Below are 15,685 nucleotides of genomic sequence, written 5' to 3'. Positions count from 1 at the left end.
CGGGTTCGGCGCTAATGGCCCCCCACCTCCTCGACGCCGAATAGCCCTTGCGGGCGGACGATGAGTGTCACCACGAGGACCAGAAACAGCACGAGTTCCGGCAGGCCCGTGAACTCGATGACGTTCTGGAACCACCAGGTCGTTACCGCGTCGGCCATGCCGACGACCAGTGCGGCGACGACGGTGCCACGGAACGTTCCGAGGCCGCCGACGATGACGACGATGAACGCCGGCAGCAGCGTCTCGGCCGCGAGCGGGACGCTCGCACCCCACGTCGGGTCCCACATCAGCAGCGTTCCGGCCGCGCCGGCCAGCCCGATACCCAGCGCGAACACGACGGTAAACACCTGCCGAACGTCGATGCCGAGCGCCGACGCCATCTCCGTGTCCTCGCTGCCGGCCCGAATGTACAGGCCGTAGCGGGTCTTTGTGAGGAACGCCCAGATGCCGACCACCGTGATAGTTCCAAGGAGTATCTGGAACAGCGACATCCAGCCGACGCTGACGGGACCGAGGGCGACCGGTTCGCGGAGGAACTGGGGCTTGGTCGCCAGCGCGGCCTGCCAGTCCGACAGCGGCTGGAGGCCGTAGACACCCAGTACAATGCGAACGACCTCCTCGATGACGAGCGTCAGGCCGAACGTCAGCAGGATCTGGTATATTGGCGGCCGGTCGTACAGCGGCCGGATGATGGTTGTCTCGATAGCCCCGCCCAGCATCGTCAACAGTGCGAAGACGACGACGATGGCGACGAAGAACAGGCCGAGGCGGGTCAGCGGCGCTGTTCCGCCAGTGACTGTGACCACCATCAGGAGGCCGCCGAGGTACGCCCCGACCATCGTCAGCGACCCGTGGGCGAAGTTCAGCACGCCCATGAGGCCGAAGATGAGTGTGAGGCCGCTGGCGATCATCACGTACAGCGCCGACTTGGCGAGTCCGTTGACGATGACACCGCCGAGTTCACCGAGGGTCAAAAACTCCGCGAGCGCTTCGACAATCATGCCGATAGATACCTCCTGAACCGCTCGTCGTCAGCCGTCACCGCCGCTGTCTCGCCGTCGTCGACGACGCGGCCCTTGTCGAGGATGTAGAACCGGTCGGCGAGGTCGAGCGCCAGCGGAAGGTTCTGCTCGACCAGCAACATCGTCACCTCCTCGCTCGCCTTCGACAGCGCCTCGGCCACGTCGGCGACAATCTGGGGAGCTAGCCCCTCGCTCGGTTCGTCGACCAGCAGCAGGTCGTTGTCGCCGACCAGCCCGCGAGCGATGGCGAGCATCTGCTGTTGGCCGCCCGACAGCGTGCCGGCGTCCTGCCCCCGCCGCTCTTCGAGAATCGGGAACGAATCGAACGCCAGTTGCAGACCGTCGCTCACATCGTCGGGGTCCGGTATCGCCGCCCGGAGGTTCTCCTCGACACTGAGTTGGCTGAACATCCGACGGTCCTCAGGAATCCAACCCAGCCCCCGAGTCGCAACCTCGTGTGTTTCCAGCCCGACCAGCGACTCATCGCGGAACGTGATCGACCCCTCGCGGGGCGGCGTCAGCTGTAGAATCGTTCGGAGCGTCGTGGTCTTGCCAACGCCGTTTCGGCCGGCCAGCGCGACCACCTCTCCCTCCTCGACGGAGAGGTCAACGCCTTCGAGGATGTGGCTGTCGCCGTAGTACGTGTGGACGCCGCCGAGTTCGAGCAGGCTCACGCCGTCCCCTCCTCCGAGTCCGTTTCGGACCCCGCCGCAGTCGTATCGTCGTCAAGACTGCCCGGTTCGTAGCCGCCGAGATACGCCGACTGGACGTCGGGGTTAGCCCGTACCTCTGCTGGCGGTCCGTCGGCGATGACCGCACCCTGATGGAGCACGACGACGCGGTCGGAGACGCCCATCACGATGTCCATATTGTGCTCGACCAGCAGGACTGGGTAGTCCTCCGCCACTGCTTCGATGAGGTCCCGGATTTCGTCGACGCTCTCCGAGGAGACGCCGGCGTTTGGCTCGTCCAGCAGGAGCACTGCGGGGTCGCCGGCCAGCGCGATGGCGACTTCGAGTTTGCGCTTTGCGCCGTGGCTCAGCGTGCTCGCGAGGTCCTCGGCCCGGTGGGCAAGCCCGACCCGGTCGAGAATCTCGTGGGCGCGCTCCGTGAACTCGTCGTAGTGGTCGACGTTGCGCCAGAACGTCGTGGCGTCGTCGCTGTGGGCCTGTTCGGCGACCCGGACGTTCTCAAGCACCGTGCTGTTGGGGAAGACGTTCGTCACCTGATAGGAGCGGTGGATGCCCTTGCTGGCCGTCTCGTGCGGCGACGCGTCGGTGATGTCCTGCCAAGTTCTGTCACGCCGGAGTTCGACCGTCCCCTCGGTGGGCGAGAGGGTCCCGGTCAGCAGATTGAAGAACGTCGTCTTGCCGGCCCCGTTCGGGCCGATAAGTGAGCACAGTTCCGCTTCGAGTTCAAAGTCGACGCTGTTGACGGCGGTGAGTCCGCCGAACTCCTTTGTCAGTCCCTGTGTTCTGAGCATCCCTACAGTGAACAGTCCATCTGGTCGCTATCCTGTGGGATAGTCGTCTCGTCGGCACTGATTCGGGCTAGCGGTTCGCCGGGCATGATGGCGGCCCCCCAGTTGTCGGCCCACTCGTCGGTCGTCGGAATCGGGTTCGCGACGGTCATCGCCGACTGTGCCTGGTTGTTGTACTCCTGGAAGGTGTAGCCGTTCTCGCCTTTCGGCGTGTCGGTGACGGTCATCCCCTTCAGGGCGTCGGCGATGTCCGCGCCCTCGGTCGACCCGCTCTCCTGGACGGCCTGGTGGATCGCCGACGCGCCCGTGAACGTCCCGGCCGTGAAGAGGTCCGGGACGACGCCGTAGGCGTTGGTGTAGCTCTCGACGAACGCGTCGTTGATCGGGTTGTCGTACTGGTTCCAGTGGTAGCGAGTCGTGAACGGCCCGAGCTGTGAGTCCCTGATCTTCTCCGCTGTCAGGGGCTCGCCGAGCACGCTCTGCATCGTCCCACCGACGACGCTGTTGGTGATTCTGGTGGCGAACCCGCCGAACACCCGATAGGAGTACTCACCGGAGAGGAAGGCGTTGAACATCGCCGGAAGCGTCGCAACGGTGAACCCGCCGACGACGCCTTCGGCCCCGGCCTCCTCGGCGTTGTCAAGCAGCCCATCCCACTCGGCGTAGCCCTGTTCGACGAAGCGTTCGCCGACGATATCGACGCCTTCGGCCTCCAGCACGTCCCGGTAGTTGTTGACGACCGCGCGGCCGAAACTGTAGTCCGCGCCGAACAGATAGACGCTCGATACGTCCGTCTCTCTGGCGACGTACTTCCCGCCCGAGCGGGCGTCCATCGCGGTGTTCTCGCTCGCTCGGTAGACGAGGTCGCTACAGGTCTCGGAGTTGGACGTGATGTCGGCCGACGCCGCCGGACCGAGCATGATGGGGACCTGCGCCTGATTGACGACCGTCGTGACGACCCGGCTGGCGACCGCCGAGGACGCACAGCCGGCGAGCATGTCTACGTCTTCGTTCTCGACGAGGTTCGTCGCTGCCGTCTGTGCCGTGTCCGCCGAGAACTCCGTGTCCCGAATTAGCAGGCGATACTCCGTGTCACCGGCGGTGATCGTAACCTCGCCGCTGCCGGGGTCTGTCGGCGGATCGGTATCACCCTTGTACGCCAGCCCGGAGAGGAACCCCCACAGCGACTGGTCGCCGTAGTACTTCAGGTCACCAGCGCGGGGCTGAAGGACCCCGATACTAACGGTCTGTGCCGAACCACTGCCGCCCGATTCGCCGTTCGTGCTACTGTCCGTCGTCCCGCCGTCCGAATCGTCCTGTTCAGTCATGGATGAGTCGTCACTGACACAGCCGCTGAGCCCGACAACGCCAGCACCGAGCGCGCCGAGAACGCGCCTCCGTGTAGCCGTATTCTGCATAACAGATTATTGTAGACTCGCCGACCATATAGTGTTCTGAGTTAACATGTTAACGCAGTTCTCGTCCGGACCGGGATTGGTACAAAATGGCGGTAGACGGCCTATCTCGCCCCTCGCTTGCGTACTGTCCTCTCACACCGATTTGACTATCTGCTACGTAGCTGCTTCAGCGACTGTTGCCCGGTATATCTCAGCGGTCACCCACGTTAGTAACGGGGGAATAATAGAGAGTCCCAGTCCAAGGGCCACCACGAACTGTGTGTCAGACGAAATGGAGTAGATACCTGCGACAAAGGTCCATCAGAGAACTGTTTATCAACCCGACCAGAGTTCGGACGAAAATACGCCGCTATTCGCTGTCCCAGTCGCATTGCGGGTAGTTAGAGAATTTCGTGGTCAGTGTATCGATGCAGGATACCGAGGATGACCACCCACGGCAAGGTCATTCCGACGGTGATTGAAATCAGAAACCCAATCTGACGGTTCACACCGAGGAAGTCAAACAGTTCCATTCCTCCCGCAAACCCCGCAAAAATGAACACGCCGAGGAATACGGCAACTGGTATCAGGATAACTCCAACAAGCAACCGCCTTGCGAGCCGACGGTACGGTGCGAGTATGATTCGCAAGAGCAACCCGAATACCGTTTTGAAAAGCATCTCAAGAGCCGGTATGGCTCTTCTAGATGATGATTCGTCTTCTTCAGCAGTCATGATTATGTTGTCTTTGCTTTTGTATAAAAATATCTTTGGTCGAAATATTTATTTGACCGGTCCCCTCCTTTGCACTCGTATTGCGTCCGGCCGTGGGAATATGATTTAAGCAGGTCTCAATCTCGGAATCATGCATGGAAGTAACCCTTACTCTATCCGTCTGGGTGGAACCAGCGGTCACCACCCAGCAGCACAGATATGCGGACAGTTCAGGATTCGTTTGACCGGCATTTGCTGATTCATATCTCAGCCCACACAATCGGTGTTGTCTTGTATTGATGTCGCTCTCACGAGTGTCAGTTATGCAGTAAAACAACGCTAAGGCCTACAGTGGGAGCTAGGTACGGCCGTTGTGACAATTGCACCTAGCTGTCATTCTGGACAGAGTAGCGAACAGGCCGGCGGGAACACCGAACTCAGTCCTCGATGTCATCAAGCGCTTCGACGACGCGTTCGATCATCTTGCGCTCGCCGCGCCGGAGGTTCTTCGAGACGGCGGGTTTGGACACGCCGAAGTCCTCGGCCAGCGACCCCAGTGTCGCGTCCCGGGGTGACTCGAAGTAGCCTTCGGAGACGGCGGTTTCCAGCGTCTCGCGTTCGGTGTCCGAGAGGTCCCGACAGCCGTCCACGAGTGTCATCGCCGCGCCGGCGTTCTGCACGAGGTCCTGCAGTTGTGGGAGCGTCGCCGACGTCCGCTCAACCACGTCGTACTCGTTGTCACGGTCAAGTTCCGAGAGCGTCGTGTCGGCGTCTCGGCCACGGTCGAAGCCGACGTGCCAGGTCTCGCTGCCTGCCTCAATGTGGAAGGGCCCGGTGATGTAGCCGCCGTTGTCTCTGATGGTCTGCATCGCCGCCGTTTCCTCGATAGTCGTCCGGATGTGAGCGGCGTTGTTCTCGCGGCGCAACAGCACACAGTCGTTCATGTTCTCGTGGGTCTGCAAGCTGTCCAGCCCCGTATCGAGTACCCCCGCATCCTCAGCCTCAACAACCATCCGTGTCTCCAACTCCCGCGCACGCTGGTCGAAGTCCCAGTGTACCGCTGCAAAAGCGACATCGTGGTCTGCCGTCGTGTCGATGAAGGGGCAGTCGTACTGCTCCATGTCCAGAGCGATATCTATCATTGGCAGTCCACTGTATCACGAACAATTCGTGTGATACGGTAAAGAACCCCACGATTAATAGTAGCTATTTCTCGCAACCGGGTTCTTCACGAACGTCTATCCCTGATACACCGTTTCAATAGTGTTTTAGGGCTCGGTTCTGGATGAAGTGGTATGACTTTGCACGCCAGAGAGATAAACCAGGACGTACGGGAGTTGGGTGCGCTCCTGGGCGAAGTGCTGGAAGCACAAACCTCGACCGAGGCGTTTGACACGGTAGAAACTATCCGGAACTCGTGTATCGACTACCGGCGCGGTGACGCCGAGACACGGGACGAGGTCCACCGGGCGCTGAACCGACTGAATCCGGAAACGCAGGACATTGTCGCACGCGCGTTTACGACGTACTTCGAGCTTATCAATCTCGCTGAGGAACGCGAACGGGTCCGCGAAATCCGAGAGGGCAGTCAGGGGGATGTGCTGGCCGACAGCGTCGAGGAAGCCGTCCGGGATCTGGCCGAACGCGGAGCTGACCCGGAGGAGTTCGAGCAGGTACTCGAAGACGTTCTCATCCAGCCGACGTTCACGGCACACCCCACCGAAGCCCGCCGGAAGACGGTGAAAGCGAAGCTCCGGTCGGTCGCCCGTGACATCGAACGACTCGACGAGCGGCGACTCACCGAACGCGAACAGAAGCGCATCGAGCGGAACCTCGACGCCGAGGTGACGAGCCTCTGGCAGACGCCACAGGTCCGGGACCGCCGCCCGGAGGTCACCGACGAAGCGCTGAACGTCCAGTGGTACCTCGAAAACGTCCTGTTCGACGTTATCGACGAGGTGTACGACGAACTCGAACACACCCTCGAAGACGTGTACGACGAGGACATCGACATCGACACGCTCTACGAGTTCCGCTCGTGGGCCGGCTCCGACCGCGACGGCAACCCGTTTGTCACGACCGACGTGACCGAGGAGACGCTGGAGCGCCAGCGCGAGACTGTACTGCCGCTGTACCGCACCAAGCTCAAGGAACTCTCCGGCGTGCTGAGTCAGGATGCCTCGAACATCGCGACCGACGCGCTGTTCAACGAGCGACTGGACCGTCACAAGTCCAAGCTCCCTGGCGTCGCCAAGGAAGCCGAAGAGCGGTATCCCGACGAGCCCTACCGCCAGAAGCTCCGGCTGATGCGCGAATCCGTCATCCGGGTCAGCGATGTCCGCCAAGGCGGCTACGAGAGCGAGGAAGAACTGCTGACCGACCTCCGCGTCATCGCCGACAGCCTCCGGGAAAATGACGCCGAGGTCATCGCCGAGGCCCACGTCGACCCACTGATCCGCAAGGTCGAGACGTTCGGCTTCACCCTCGCCAGCCTCGACCTGCGCGACCACCGGAAGATGCATACCGACGCCATCGCCGAAGCTGTCGACCGGCAAGGCATCGACTACGCGTCGATGGACGAGGACGAGCGCGTCGAGTTCCTGACCGAGGCCATCCTCCAGGATAACACCGTTATCGACATGGAAGACACCGAGGGTCTCTCGGAGGACGCTACCCGCGTCCTCGACCGCTTCCGTGCGACCGCCGACTGGCAAAACGAGTTCGGCATCGACGCCATCGACACCTACGCTATCTCGTGGTGTGAAGAGCCCAGCCACGCGCTTGAGGTCCTGTTCCTCGCTGACCAGGTCGACATCGTCGACCTGCCCGGCTACTGCGGGTTCGACGTGGTCCCGCTGCTGGAATCGGAGTACGCCCTCTCCGGAGCCCGCCGCATCATGGGCACGCTGTTCGAGAACGAGGCCTACTCCCAGGCGCTGGAAGCCCGGGACAACATTCAGGAGATCATGCTTGGCTACTCCGACTCGAACAAAGAGAACGGCTTCCTCGCCGCCAACTGGTCGCTGTACAACAACCAGAAGCGACTGGCGGACATCACCGACGACTACGACGTGGAGATGCGCCTGTTCCACGGCCGCGGCGGCTCCATCTCCCGCGGCGGCGGCCCGATGAACGACGCCATGCTGGCCCTGCCAAACGAGACGGTGACCGGCCAGATCAAGTTCACCGAGCAGGGCGAGGCCATCGCCGAGAAGTACGCCAACCACGACATCGCCGAGCGGAACCTCGAACAGATGCTCAACGCCCAGATACGGGCGCGGCAAAACGCAATCGAGGAGCCCGTCGAAGAGATTCCCGACGAGTGGGCGGAGGCGATGGAGACAGCGGCCGACGCCGCCCGCGACGAGTATCAGGACCTGCTTGAGACCGACGGCTTCGTCGAGTTCTTCGAGCAGGCGACGCCGATCACCGTCATCGAGAACCTCAATATGGGCTCGCGGCCGGCTTCCCGAAGTGAGGACCGCAGTGTCGAGGACCTCCGTGCCATTCCGTGGGTGTTCTCCTGGACGCAGGCCCGCTGTATCATCCCTGGCTGGTACTCGATCTCGACCGGGCTGGACGCCTATCTGGAAAATGGCGGCGACATGGAAACCTTACAGGAGATGTACGAGAACTGGCCGTTCTTCCGGACGAAACTCGACAACGCGTCGCTGGCGCTCGCCCGAACTGACCTCGGAATCGCCGAGGAGTACGCCGACCTCGCTGACCCCGAACTCCGCGAGCGCATCTACCCGCGTATCGTCGAGGAGTACGAGAACACCGTCGCGAAGGTGCTCGAAATCACCGGGCAGGACGGCCTGCTCTCGCGGGACTGGCTCAAGGAGAACTTGGAGCGCCGGAACCCGTACGTCGACCCACTGAACCTGTTGCAGGTCCGCCTGCTCAAGCAGTCCCACCGGACTGAAACCGAGCGCCGGACTCTGCGGCTGACCGTTCAGGGTATCGCGGCCGGAATGAAAAACACCGGGTGAGCCACTGAACGACGCCGGCCAAGGCGTCGTTGTAACAACTTACTACAAAGGTAGTACCCATCGAAGGATTTACGCGTCTGCCCACGGAGTAGCCGGTATGGCACTCGAAACAGTTCTTCTCGCAGTTGGACCAAACGACGCCGACCGAATCGACGAACTCGCTGACGCCGTGCTTGATATCGCGAGCCCGGCCGATGCGACGGTTATCGTCGCACACGTATTCACCGACGACCAGTACGACGGCGTCGTCAACAGGCTCGAATTCGAATCGACCGGCGAAGCCGACCCCGACGAGGTCGCCGACCGCCACACAACAGTCCGGGAGCTCGTCTCACGGTTTGACGACGCCGGTCTGTCCACACAGGTCCGCGGTGCCGTTGGCAACCACGGCGAGCAGATCGTTAGCCTCGCCGAAGTGACAAACTCGGATCTCGCCGTCGTCGGCGGCCGCAAGCGCTCGCCGACCGGGAAGGCCGTCTTCGGCTCCACAGCACAGGAAGTCATGCTGAACGCGCCGTGTCCGGTCACGTTCGTCCGCGGCGACGAGTAGCGAGGAAGTGTACAACTCCGTTTCAGGGTCGCTTTGCAGGCGTCTATACCGCGATATCGTTCGCCAGCCGCGCATCTCGTATCCCGAATACTACCATAGTACGTACCAGATACACAAATGTTGAAGTCTGAGCAGTCCTGCGAAACGATATGGCACAAGAGATCGTTTGGTACGGGGCTGGGGCTGGAGCGTTTTTCGTGTCAGCTGTTGTCTTCGTGTGGTTCGCTGCAACGAGGGGTAATATCAGGTCCTCGTTCTACTACCTGCCGCCGATACACACCTCAGTCGCGGGAGCGGCATACGTGGCGATGGCACTCATAGCGGGCGGCCAGCTCGGGGACACGGTTAGCATCACGACGCTCAGGTTCGCCGATTGGATCGTCTCGACGCCGATCATCACGTACTATCTCGCACGGCTGGCTGGCGTCGACACACAGACGCGGCGGCTCGCAGTGGCCGCAAACGTGGTGATGATCGGCGTGGGATACGGCTTCGTCAGTATGTCGGGGTCGCTCCGGTGGATTGCCTTCGCCGTGTCCACGGTCGCATTCATCGGGCTACTCTACTTGTATATCAAAACGTTTGCCCGGAAAATTAACGCTGCAACAGCGAGCGTCCGCAGCCTGTTCCAGAGCCTCCGAGACTTGACTGTCGTGACGTGGTCACTCTACCCGGTTGTCTACTTCCTGGGTCCTCTCGGGACGGGGATCATTCAGGCCCCTGACCTGAACTTCCTCGTTGCAGTTCTTGACACCATTGCCAAAGTCGGATTTATGTCGATTCTGCTTGTCAGATACAATTCGGTTGAGACGTTCGTCGACAGCTGGTCCGTAGCTCCCGCCAAGTGACTGACACTGGTACCTCCATGTATATACCAGATACACCGGATTTATCCGAGAAAAATCCCTAAAGAGGCTATATGTCGGCAGTAACCAAGCGGAGCGGCTCGTACGGTCGGACCTTGGGGGTAGGAGCGGTGTTGGTTCTTGTGTTGGCTACGCTGGCGGTGGTGAATGTGTACACCAATCTAGCGCCCGAAATGAGCGGTTCACAGCAGTCGATGCTTCTCTCGGGACTCGTGAGTATACTGTTGATCGTCGCAGTTGCGTTGCTGTTCGTGGCGACGATCATCGGCCGGGAGCGGACCGCAGCCGTAGAGACACTCGCTGCGCAGGCGCGCCAGATTGAGCAGGGAGAGCTTGATGTCGACCTTGCGACGAACCGGACGGACGACGTGGGGGACATATACCGAGCGCTCGCCGTGTTACGCGATTCAGAGCAGCTAGACCGGCAGCATGGGGTCTCTGCGGAAGTCGTCGCACAGTACTGTGAAACGGCTGTCGAAATTTCGAACGGTAACGACGACAGCCGGCTTGAGGAAAACGTAGACGACCCACAACTGGCGGAGTTAGCGATGCGATTCAACGAGATTCTGGACCAACGTAAACGGGACGCAGAGATCGATTCCCGATAAAGCATCTTATCGTTGAACTGTTACCAGCAGATTTGCCGGCGGCAATTGGCCGCGAGAGTCACGAAAGTCAATGACAGACAAGCCTGACGAAGACGCGTTCGAACCGAACCGTGTGAGAATCTCTGGGGAGACCGAAGCGGACATGGTGGCGCTGTCACTCAGTCTCGACTCCGATACGATTACCATCGACACGCGGACCGGCACAGTGTCGAGCGAACAACTGACGCTCCCGTATGACCGCCTAGAGTCAGTCCACATCGTCCGCGAGGGAACATACACTGTGGTCTTCGAGACGGACCGGTGTGAGTACGCGGTCACAAACCTCGCTGCCGACCGGGCAGCCGTACGGGAGCTCGTCGATTACGCCCGGCAACAGGGTGGACTCAGAACCGAGCGAGAGTCGAGCGACTCGACAGCGGAGTCACAGGCTACAGATGCACCAACAGAGCGGGACGACGGAGAGACAGAACAGGAAGCGGCACCGAAGACGGAACTCGACGAGTGGACCTGGGGAGAGACGTCCGGGACCGACTGACCGTCTCAATCACGGCGGCAGTCCGTGAACTGTCGGCCGGACGTTACTCCACCAGCGCAGCTTCCAGCAGTTCGAGCGGATGTCGGATCTCGTAGCCGCTGCCGTGTTCCATCTGCATCGCGCAGGTCGGGCACTCGGTCATGCCGGTTTCGCCTTCGGCGTGTTCCATGTGCTCGAACATCTCCTCGCCGATCTCCATCGACTTCTCGTATTTCTCCTCTTTCCAGCCGTAGGTCCCCGAGATGCCGGAACAGGAGTCACCCACGTCCTTGACCTCAGCGCCGTCGAGGTCGCGGAACAGTTCGACGGCCTGGCGGTCTAGTCCTTGATTGCGCGAGTGACACGGGGCGTGGTAGGCGAACTCCTCGGCGAGGTCGCCGTCCACGTCGGCCGCCTGCACTTCGCCCTTGAGGTCTTCGTGAATGCGGAGGTACTCGACGGCCTCGAAGGTGTTCTCGGCGACCTTGTCGATGCCGTCGATGTCGAACAGTTCGGGGTACTCCTGTCGGAGCGCCATCGAACACGAGGTACAGGAGGCAATGGCGTGGTATCCCTCGTCGACGAGTTCGGACATCGACGAGACGTTCGTCTCGGCGTGGCGGCGGGCGTCGTCGAGCATCCCGTTGGCGAACATCGGCGTCCCGGAACACTTCTGTTCGGGCGCGACGACCTCGTAGCCGAACTCCTCGTACACGCGGACCATCGCCTTGCCGACCTCCGGCGTGTTGTAGTTGGAGTAACAGCCGTGGAAGTACGCCACTTTCTTGTCGGCGTCCTCGGGGAGCCCGCGACGTTTGCGGGCTGCCTTCGCGTTCTCTCGCGACTGGACCTGACCGCCACGGTCGGCCCACCACTCGCGGAAGGTCTGTTTTGCGAATTCTGGGAAATCACGCTCGCTGGTGACGCCGAGCGTCTTCTCCATGACCCAGCGGGCCGGCCCGAAGTTCATGGCGAAGTTCGCCAGCCGCGGGACCTTGCTCGCGAAGAACGCGGAGGTGCGGTAGTTCGCGAGGATGCGGTTCCGGATGTACTCGACGGAGAGCTTGTCCATCTGCTCGCTGACGTACTCCCCGCGAGCGGTGTTGTGCATCTGGCTGAGCGGGACGCCCGATGGGCAGGCGTTGTCACAGCGCATGCAGTTCGAGCAGTCCATCACCGAGTCGTCGATCTCGTGGTCGTCGTCGGACTGCTTGAGCCGCCACTGCTCGGGGCCCTGAAACTTTGGGCCGGGGAAGTCGTCGTCGACCTCCGCGACGGGGCAGTTCGTGTCGCAGGTCGAGCATTTGAAACAGGAGTCCGCGCCGGGCCGGAGGTCGAAGTCGTCGCTGTCGGGGAAGACATCAACTGGTTCGAACTCCTCGCCTGTGTTCGGTGCTACCGGGTCAAACTCTGTCTCTGGTGGGGTTTCAGCGTCACTCATCGTGCTTCCTGTGCGGCGCGCTGGCCCGCCGCGTAGCCTGTTGCGATCGAGACCCCGCTACCGGATTTCTCAGCGGCGAAATCATAGCCGCCCAGTACGGAGCCGGCAGCGCGCAGGTTCTCGAACTCGCTGTGCTCGCTCGCATCGAGGGGTCGAAGGTCGTCGTCGGTCGCCACGCCGTAGCGGGCGAACTCGTGGTCGCCGAACAGTTCACCCTCGAACCAGTCATAGCGGTCCGCGGCGTGGGGGATGTGGCAGTCAAACACCGGTTCGTACACGCCCTCGCGGTCGGATTCGACGCCCTTGCCGACGAAGCCACCGGTCGCGAGAACGTACTGGTCGGCGCTGTTGGGTATCTTCGCGCCGTTCTTCTCGATGAATACCTTCTCGATACGGTCCTCGCCGTCGAAATCGACGACTGGATTGCCGGTCTCGATGCTGGCCCCGGCCTCGTCCAGTGCCGAGAACAGCGCGTCCTCCAGTCGGAGGCCGGGTAGCGACGGCGGCCCCATCGGGACCTCGAACACGTCGACGCCGAGGTGGTCGCCCAGTGCATCACGGATCGCACCGGGGTTGTCGTCGCCGAGAATCGCCGGGAAGCCGACCCGCTCTTCGTCCTCCAGCAACGGGTTCACGCGCTGGGCGAGCGCCTCGCGGGCCGGGACCATTCGCCCGCGAACTGCCACCTCGCTGTTGGTGTCGAGCAGTTTTGCGTACCGCGTGACCTTCGCGTCCGCGCGCAGGTCGCCCGGGAACCGGATGGTCTCGCCGCGGACATCGAATGGCACGCCCGTTGCGTCGAGATGGGCAGCGACGTGGGGCGCGTCGAAGTCGACCATTTCTTCGATGCCGACCAGCAGCGTGTCGCGGGTGTCGCTGGCGAGACCGGCGCTGGCTCCGGCCGGGTAGCGGGCAGTCGGTTTGATACTTCCGCCGTGGGTCGGCAGGAGTGCGTTCGTGTCCGTGTGCTCACCTTCGTAGGTCGGGACCGCATCGTCGAACAGCGATAGTGCGTCCCGGACCGTCTGGACGCCGACCTTTCGGTAGGGATGTGCCTCCGGCAGTGACGGGATCGCCTCGTACGGGTCGGTTAGCGGGCCGTCGCCGTCCGGTGTGTAGCCGAGCACGTCTACCAGACCCGACGCCTGTCGGAGCGTGCTCTGTTTATACGAAACCAGTCGCACGTCGGCTCCCTCGCGGGCGGCCGCCAGTGCGCTGGTCAGCCCGCCGAGGCCGCCGCCGATGACGAGTACCTCCGACTCAATAGCCATTTGTCCCTCCGTCGGCGGCCACGTCTGCGCTATCCACGCTGCCGCCTGTTTGTCCGCGGCCCGAATCGAACGCCGAGAAGTCGACCGGCTCGCCGTCCGCCGGGTCCTGGTCGCGGTTCTGCGTGGTAGCGTGCAGTGCGTAGTTCAGGGCTGCCTGAGAGAGCTGTTCACCCCAGAGGGCGTGTCGCTGCCCCTTCCAGCGTTCCTGAAGCAGTTCGTCCCAGGCCTCCCGGACAACTGGCTCGTCGTACTCCGAGTGGAGTTCACTCGCCATCCGGTGCGAGCAGAAGCCGCCCTGACAGTTGCCCATCGACGCACGGGTCCGGATGCGGACAGCGTTGAGGTCCGAGCCCGAGCCCCCGATAGCGTCTTGAATTTCGGCGCGGGTAACGCCTTCACACGCACAGACTGTCGGGTTCGGCCCGTCGGTCTTGAGCACGTCATCAGCCCGGGAGCCGAGCCGTTCGACGCTCCGACGACCGATCGGCGACCGGAGCCCGAACTCGTCCATGTAATCCCGTAGCACAGAGAAGTCCTCGCTGCCCGGGAGCGGCTCGTCGGCGGTCCGACAGTCAGCGTCGATGCCGAACTTCCCACAGACGTGGTCAGCGATCTGCTCACCCATCATTCGGTAGGTGGTGAATTTCCCGCCGACGATGCTGGTCATGCCGGGCAGGTCGTCGCGCTCGTCGTGGTCGAGCAGGAAGAAGTCCCGCGTGATGTCGGTCGGGTCGTCGCTACCGACATCCGGCGGTTCATACAGCGGACGGACGCCCCAGAACGAGCGGATGGTCCGGGCCTCATCGAGCATCGGAATCAGCTCCGAGAGAGTGTCGATCATCATGTCGACTTCCCACTGCTCTTCGGGGTAGTCCTCGGGGTCCTCGACCTCTTCGTCGGTCGTGCCAAGAATCGCGGTCGTCTCGTGGGGCACGACGATGTCGGCGTCGCCCTTGGGCCGACAGCGGTTGATGACGGTGTCGACCTGACGGATGTTCATGATGGTCATGACGCCCTTGGATGGGCGGACCTCGATGTCCAATCCGGCCATGTCGCCGATGCGACCGGCCCAAGCTCCTGTCGCGTTCACGACGTAGTCGGCCCGGATCTGCTCGGTCCCGCCTTCAGTGCCATGAACTCGCTTCCCGGGGCCAGAGTCGTGTTCGACCTCGATACCGACGACCTCGCCGCTCTCGACGAGGAGGTCAGTGACTTTGGTGTGTGTCTCGATGCGTGCGCCGTGCTCCTGTGCGCTCGCGGCGTTCGCGACGACCAGCCGGAACGGGTCGATAGCGCCGTCAGGGACGCTGATTGCCTTGTCGATGTCCTTGGCAAGATGTGGCTCCATCGCGCGGGCTTCCTCGCCGGAGACGACTTCGGCGGGAATGCCGCATTCCTCACAGCCGTTGAGCTTCTTCTGGAAGTACTCCTCGGAGTCCTCAGGTCGCTTGACGAACAGGCCACCGGTCATTTCGACACAGTGGCTTGCGATATCTCGCAGAACTCGATTTTCCTCGATACACTCGGTCGCACTGGCCTGGTCCGAAACGGCGTACCGCCCGCCACTATGGAGCAGCCCATGCATTCGACCGGTGGTCCCGTGGGTCAGATTCCCCTGTTCTACGAGGGTTACGTCGAGCCCGCGCATCGCGAGGTCCCGCGCGATGCCCGCCCCAGTCGAGCCGCCACCGATGACGGCGATGTGTGGTGTCGGTCCCATCTATCTTTCCGTGATTTTGGAGCGCACACACTTCACTTTACCGTTGCTGGTGCTTGGGTAGTAAATTTTCTATGTAATCATGAGGAATACCGACGAACTGTACTGTCAATT

At 62.1% G+C, this 15,685-nt stretch carries 14 protein-coding genes; 5 read left to right on the top strand and 9 right to left on the bottom strand.

Annotated elements, in window-relative coordinates; genetic code table 11:
* Positions 1–11: 11 nt before the first annotated feature.
* The 6 genes from RR_RS06515 to RR_RS06490 form a co-directional block, all read right to left on the bottom strand.
* The gene (locus RR_RS06515) at positions 12–1,001 is read right to left on the bottom strand and encodes a branched-chain amino acid ABC transporter permease (RefSeq protein ID WP_004962050.1); all 990 of its coding nucleotides are present in this window, start codon (positions 999–1,001) and stop codon (positions 12–14) included.
* On the bottom strand, positions 998–1,696 hold the full coding sequence (locus tag RR_RS06510) for an ABC transporter ATP-binding protein (RefSeq protein WP_007189869.1): 699 nt from the start codon (positions 1,694–1,696) through the stop codon (positions 998–1,000). Before RR_RS06510 ends, RR_RS06515 begins: the two co-directional genes overlap by 4 nt.
* The gene (locus RR_RS06505; RefSeq protein ID WP_011223094.1) at positions 1,693–2,505 is read right to left on the bottom strand and encodes an ABC transporter ATP-binding protein; all 813 of its coding nucleotides are present in this window, start codon (positions 2,503–2,505) and stop codon (positions 1,693–1,695) included. Before RR_RS06505 ends, RR_RS06510 begins: the two co-directional genes overlap by 4 nt.
* Positions 2,506–2,507: 2 nt before the next feature.
* Positions 2,508–3,920 (bottom strand): ABC transporter substrate-binding protein, encoded by a 1,413-nt coding sequence (locus tag RR_RS06500; protein ID WP_011223093.1) that lies wholly within the window; start codon positions 3,918–3,920, stop codon positions 2,508–2,510.
* A 380-nt stretch (positions 3,921–4,300) separates the two neighbouring features.
* Complete coding sequence (locus tag RR_RS06495; RefSeq protein ID WP_011223092.1) at positions 4,301–4,633, bottom strand: hypothetical protein; 333 nt, start codon at positions 4,631–4,633, stop codon at positions 4,301–4,303.
* Positions 4,634–5,049: 416 nt separating this feature from the next.
* The gene (locus RR_RS06490; protein WP_011223091.1) at positions 5,050–5,754 is read right to left on the bottom strand and encodes a helix-turn-helix domain-containing protein; all 705 of its coding nucleotides are present in this window, start codon (positions 5,752–5,754) and stop codon (positions 5,050–5,052) included.
* Positions 5,755–5,907: 153 nt separating this feature from the next.
* Here RR_RS06490 and ppc point away from each other — a divergent pair, with 153 nt between their 5' ends.
* From ppc to RR_RS06465, 5 genes are all read left to right on the top strand, one after another.
* Complete coding sequence (gene ppc / locus RR_RS06485) at positions 5,908–8,604, top strand: phosphoenolpyruvate carboxylase (protein ID WP_011223090.1); 2,697 nt, start codon at positions 5,908–5,910, stop codon at positions 8,602–8,604.
* 97 nt (positions 8,605–8,701) lie between these two features.
* Positions 8,702–9,154 (top strand): universal stress protein, encoded by a 453-nt coding sequence (locus tag RR_RS06480; RefSeq protein ID WP_011223089.1) that lies wholly within the window; start codon positions 8,702–8,704, stop codon positions 9,152–9,154.
* A gap of 149 nt (positions 9,155–9,303) precedes the next feature.
* Positions 9,304–10,002 carry a sensory rhodopsin III gene (gene xop2, locus RR_RS06475; RefSeq protein ID WP_004962072.1) on the top strand — a complete coding sequence of 233 codons (699 nt, stop codon included), beginning with the start codon at positions 9,304–9,306 and terminating at the stop codon, positions 10,000–10,002.
* Positions 10,003–10,193: 191 nt separating this feature from the next.
* Entirely contained in the window at positions 10,194–10,628 is a 435-nt protein-coding gene (locus RR_RS06470) for a HAMP domain-containing protein (protein ID WP_004962075.1), read from the top strand.
* A gap of 70 nt (positions 10,629–10,698) precedes the next feature.
* On the top strand, positions 10,699–11,163 hold the full coding sequence (locus RR_RS06465) for a hypothetical protein (protein ID WP_011223087.1): 465 nt from the start codon (positions 10,699–10,701) through the stop codon (positions 11,161–11,163).
* Between the two features lie 43 nt (positions 11,164–11,206).
* On the opposite strand, the gene RR_RS06460 is transcribed toward RR_RS06465, so the two are convergent.
* Genes RR_RS06460 through glpA form a run of 3 tightly spaced genes read right to left on the bottom strand, consistent with a single transcriptional unit; the run spans position 11,207 to position 15,574 of the window.
* Positions 11,207–12,583, bottom strand: a complete 1,377-nt coding sequence (locus RR_RS06460) for an anaerobic glycerol-3-phosphate dehydrogenase subunit C (RefSeq protein ID WP_011223086.1) — start codon at positions 12,581–12,583, stop codon at positions 11,207–11,209.
* Positions 12,580–13,854 (bottom strand): glycerol-3-phosphate dehydrogenase subunit GlpB, encoded by a 1,275-nt coding sequence (glpB, locus tag RR_RS06455; RefSeq protein ID WP_011223085.1) that lies wholly within the window; start codon positions 13,852–13,854, stop codon positions 12,580–12,582. The genes RR_RS06460 and glpB overlap by 4 nt, the downstream gene beginning before the upstream one ends.
* Positions 13,844–15,574 (bottom strand): anaerobic glycerol-3-phosphate dehydrogenase subunit GlpA, encoded by a 1,731-nt coding sequence (gene glpA, locus RR_RS06450; protein ID WP_004962086.1) that lies wholly within the window; start codon positions 15,572–15,574, stop codon positions 13,844–13,846. Before glpA ends, glpB begins: the two co-directional genes overlap by 11 nt.
* Positions 15,575–15,685 lie beyond the last annotated feature (111 nt).

This window comes from Haloarcula marismortui ATCC 43049 (assembly GCF_000011085.1).
In the GTDB taxonomy this organism is placed as follows: domain Archaea; phylum Halobacteriota; class Halobacteria; order Halobacteriales; family Haloarculaceae; genus Haloarcula; species Haloarcula marismortui.
The sequence above is the reverse complement of the archived record's forward strand: the minus strand, read 5'-3'. Positions and strand labels throughout refer to the sequence as shown.

Excerpts from the sequence above, each read along its gene's own strand:
- glpA (WP_004962086.1), bottom strand. The coding sequence starts at position 15,574 with ATGGGACCGACACCACACATCGCCGTCATCGGTGGCGGCTCGACTGGG.
- RR_RS06490 (WP_011223091.1), bottom strand. The coding sequence starts at position 5,754 with ATGATAGATATCGCTCTGGACATGGAGCAGTACGACTGCCCCTTCATC.
- RR_RS06495 (WP_011223092.1), bottom strand. The coding sequence starts at position 4,633 with ATGACTGCTGAAGAAGACGAATCATCATCTAGAAGAGCCATACCGGCT.
- RR_RS06470 (WP_004962075.1), top strand. The coding sequence starts at position 10,194 with ATGAGCGGTTCACAGCAGTCGATGCTTCTCTCGGGACTCGTGAGTATA.
- RR_RS06480 (WP_011223089.1), top strand. The coding sequence starts at position 8,702 with ATGGCACTCGAAACAGTTCTTCTCGCAGTTGGACCAAACGACGCCGAC.
- RR_RS06500 (WP_011223093.1), bottom strand. The coding sequence starts at position 3,920 with ATGCAGAATACGGCTACACGGAGGCGCGTTCTCGGCGCGCTCGGTGCT.
- RR_RS06505 (WP_011223094.1), bottom strand. The coding sequence starts at position 2,505 with ATGCTCAGAACACAGGGACTGACAAAGGAGTTCGGCGGACTCACCGCC.
- ppc (WP_011223090.1), top strand. The coding sequence starts at position 5,908 with ATGACTTTGCACGCCAGAGAGATAAACCAGGACGTACGGGAGTTGGGT.
- xop2 (WP_004962072.1), top strand. The coding sequence starts at position 9,304 with ATGGCACAAGAGATCGTTTGGTACGGGGCTGGGGCTGGAGCGTTTTTC.
- RR_RS06515 (WP_004962050.1), bottom strand. The coding sequence starts at position 1,001 with ATGATTGTCGAAGCGCTCGCGGAGTTTTTGACCCTCGGTGAACTCGGC.
- RR_RS06460 (WP_011223086.1), bottom strand. The coding sequence starts at position 12,583 with ATGAGTGACGCTGAAACCCCACCAGAGACAGAGTTTGACCCGGTAGCA.
- glpB (WP_011223085.1), bottom strand. The coding sequence starts at position 13,854 with ATGGCTATTGAGTCGGAGGTACTCGTCATCGGCGGCGGCCTCGGCGGG.
- RR_RS06465 (WP_011223087.1), top strand. The coding sequence starts at position 10,699 with ATGACAGACAAGCCTGACGAAGACGCGTTCGAACCGAACCGTGTGAGA.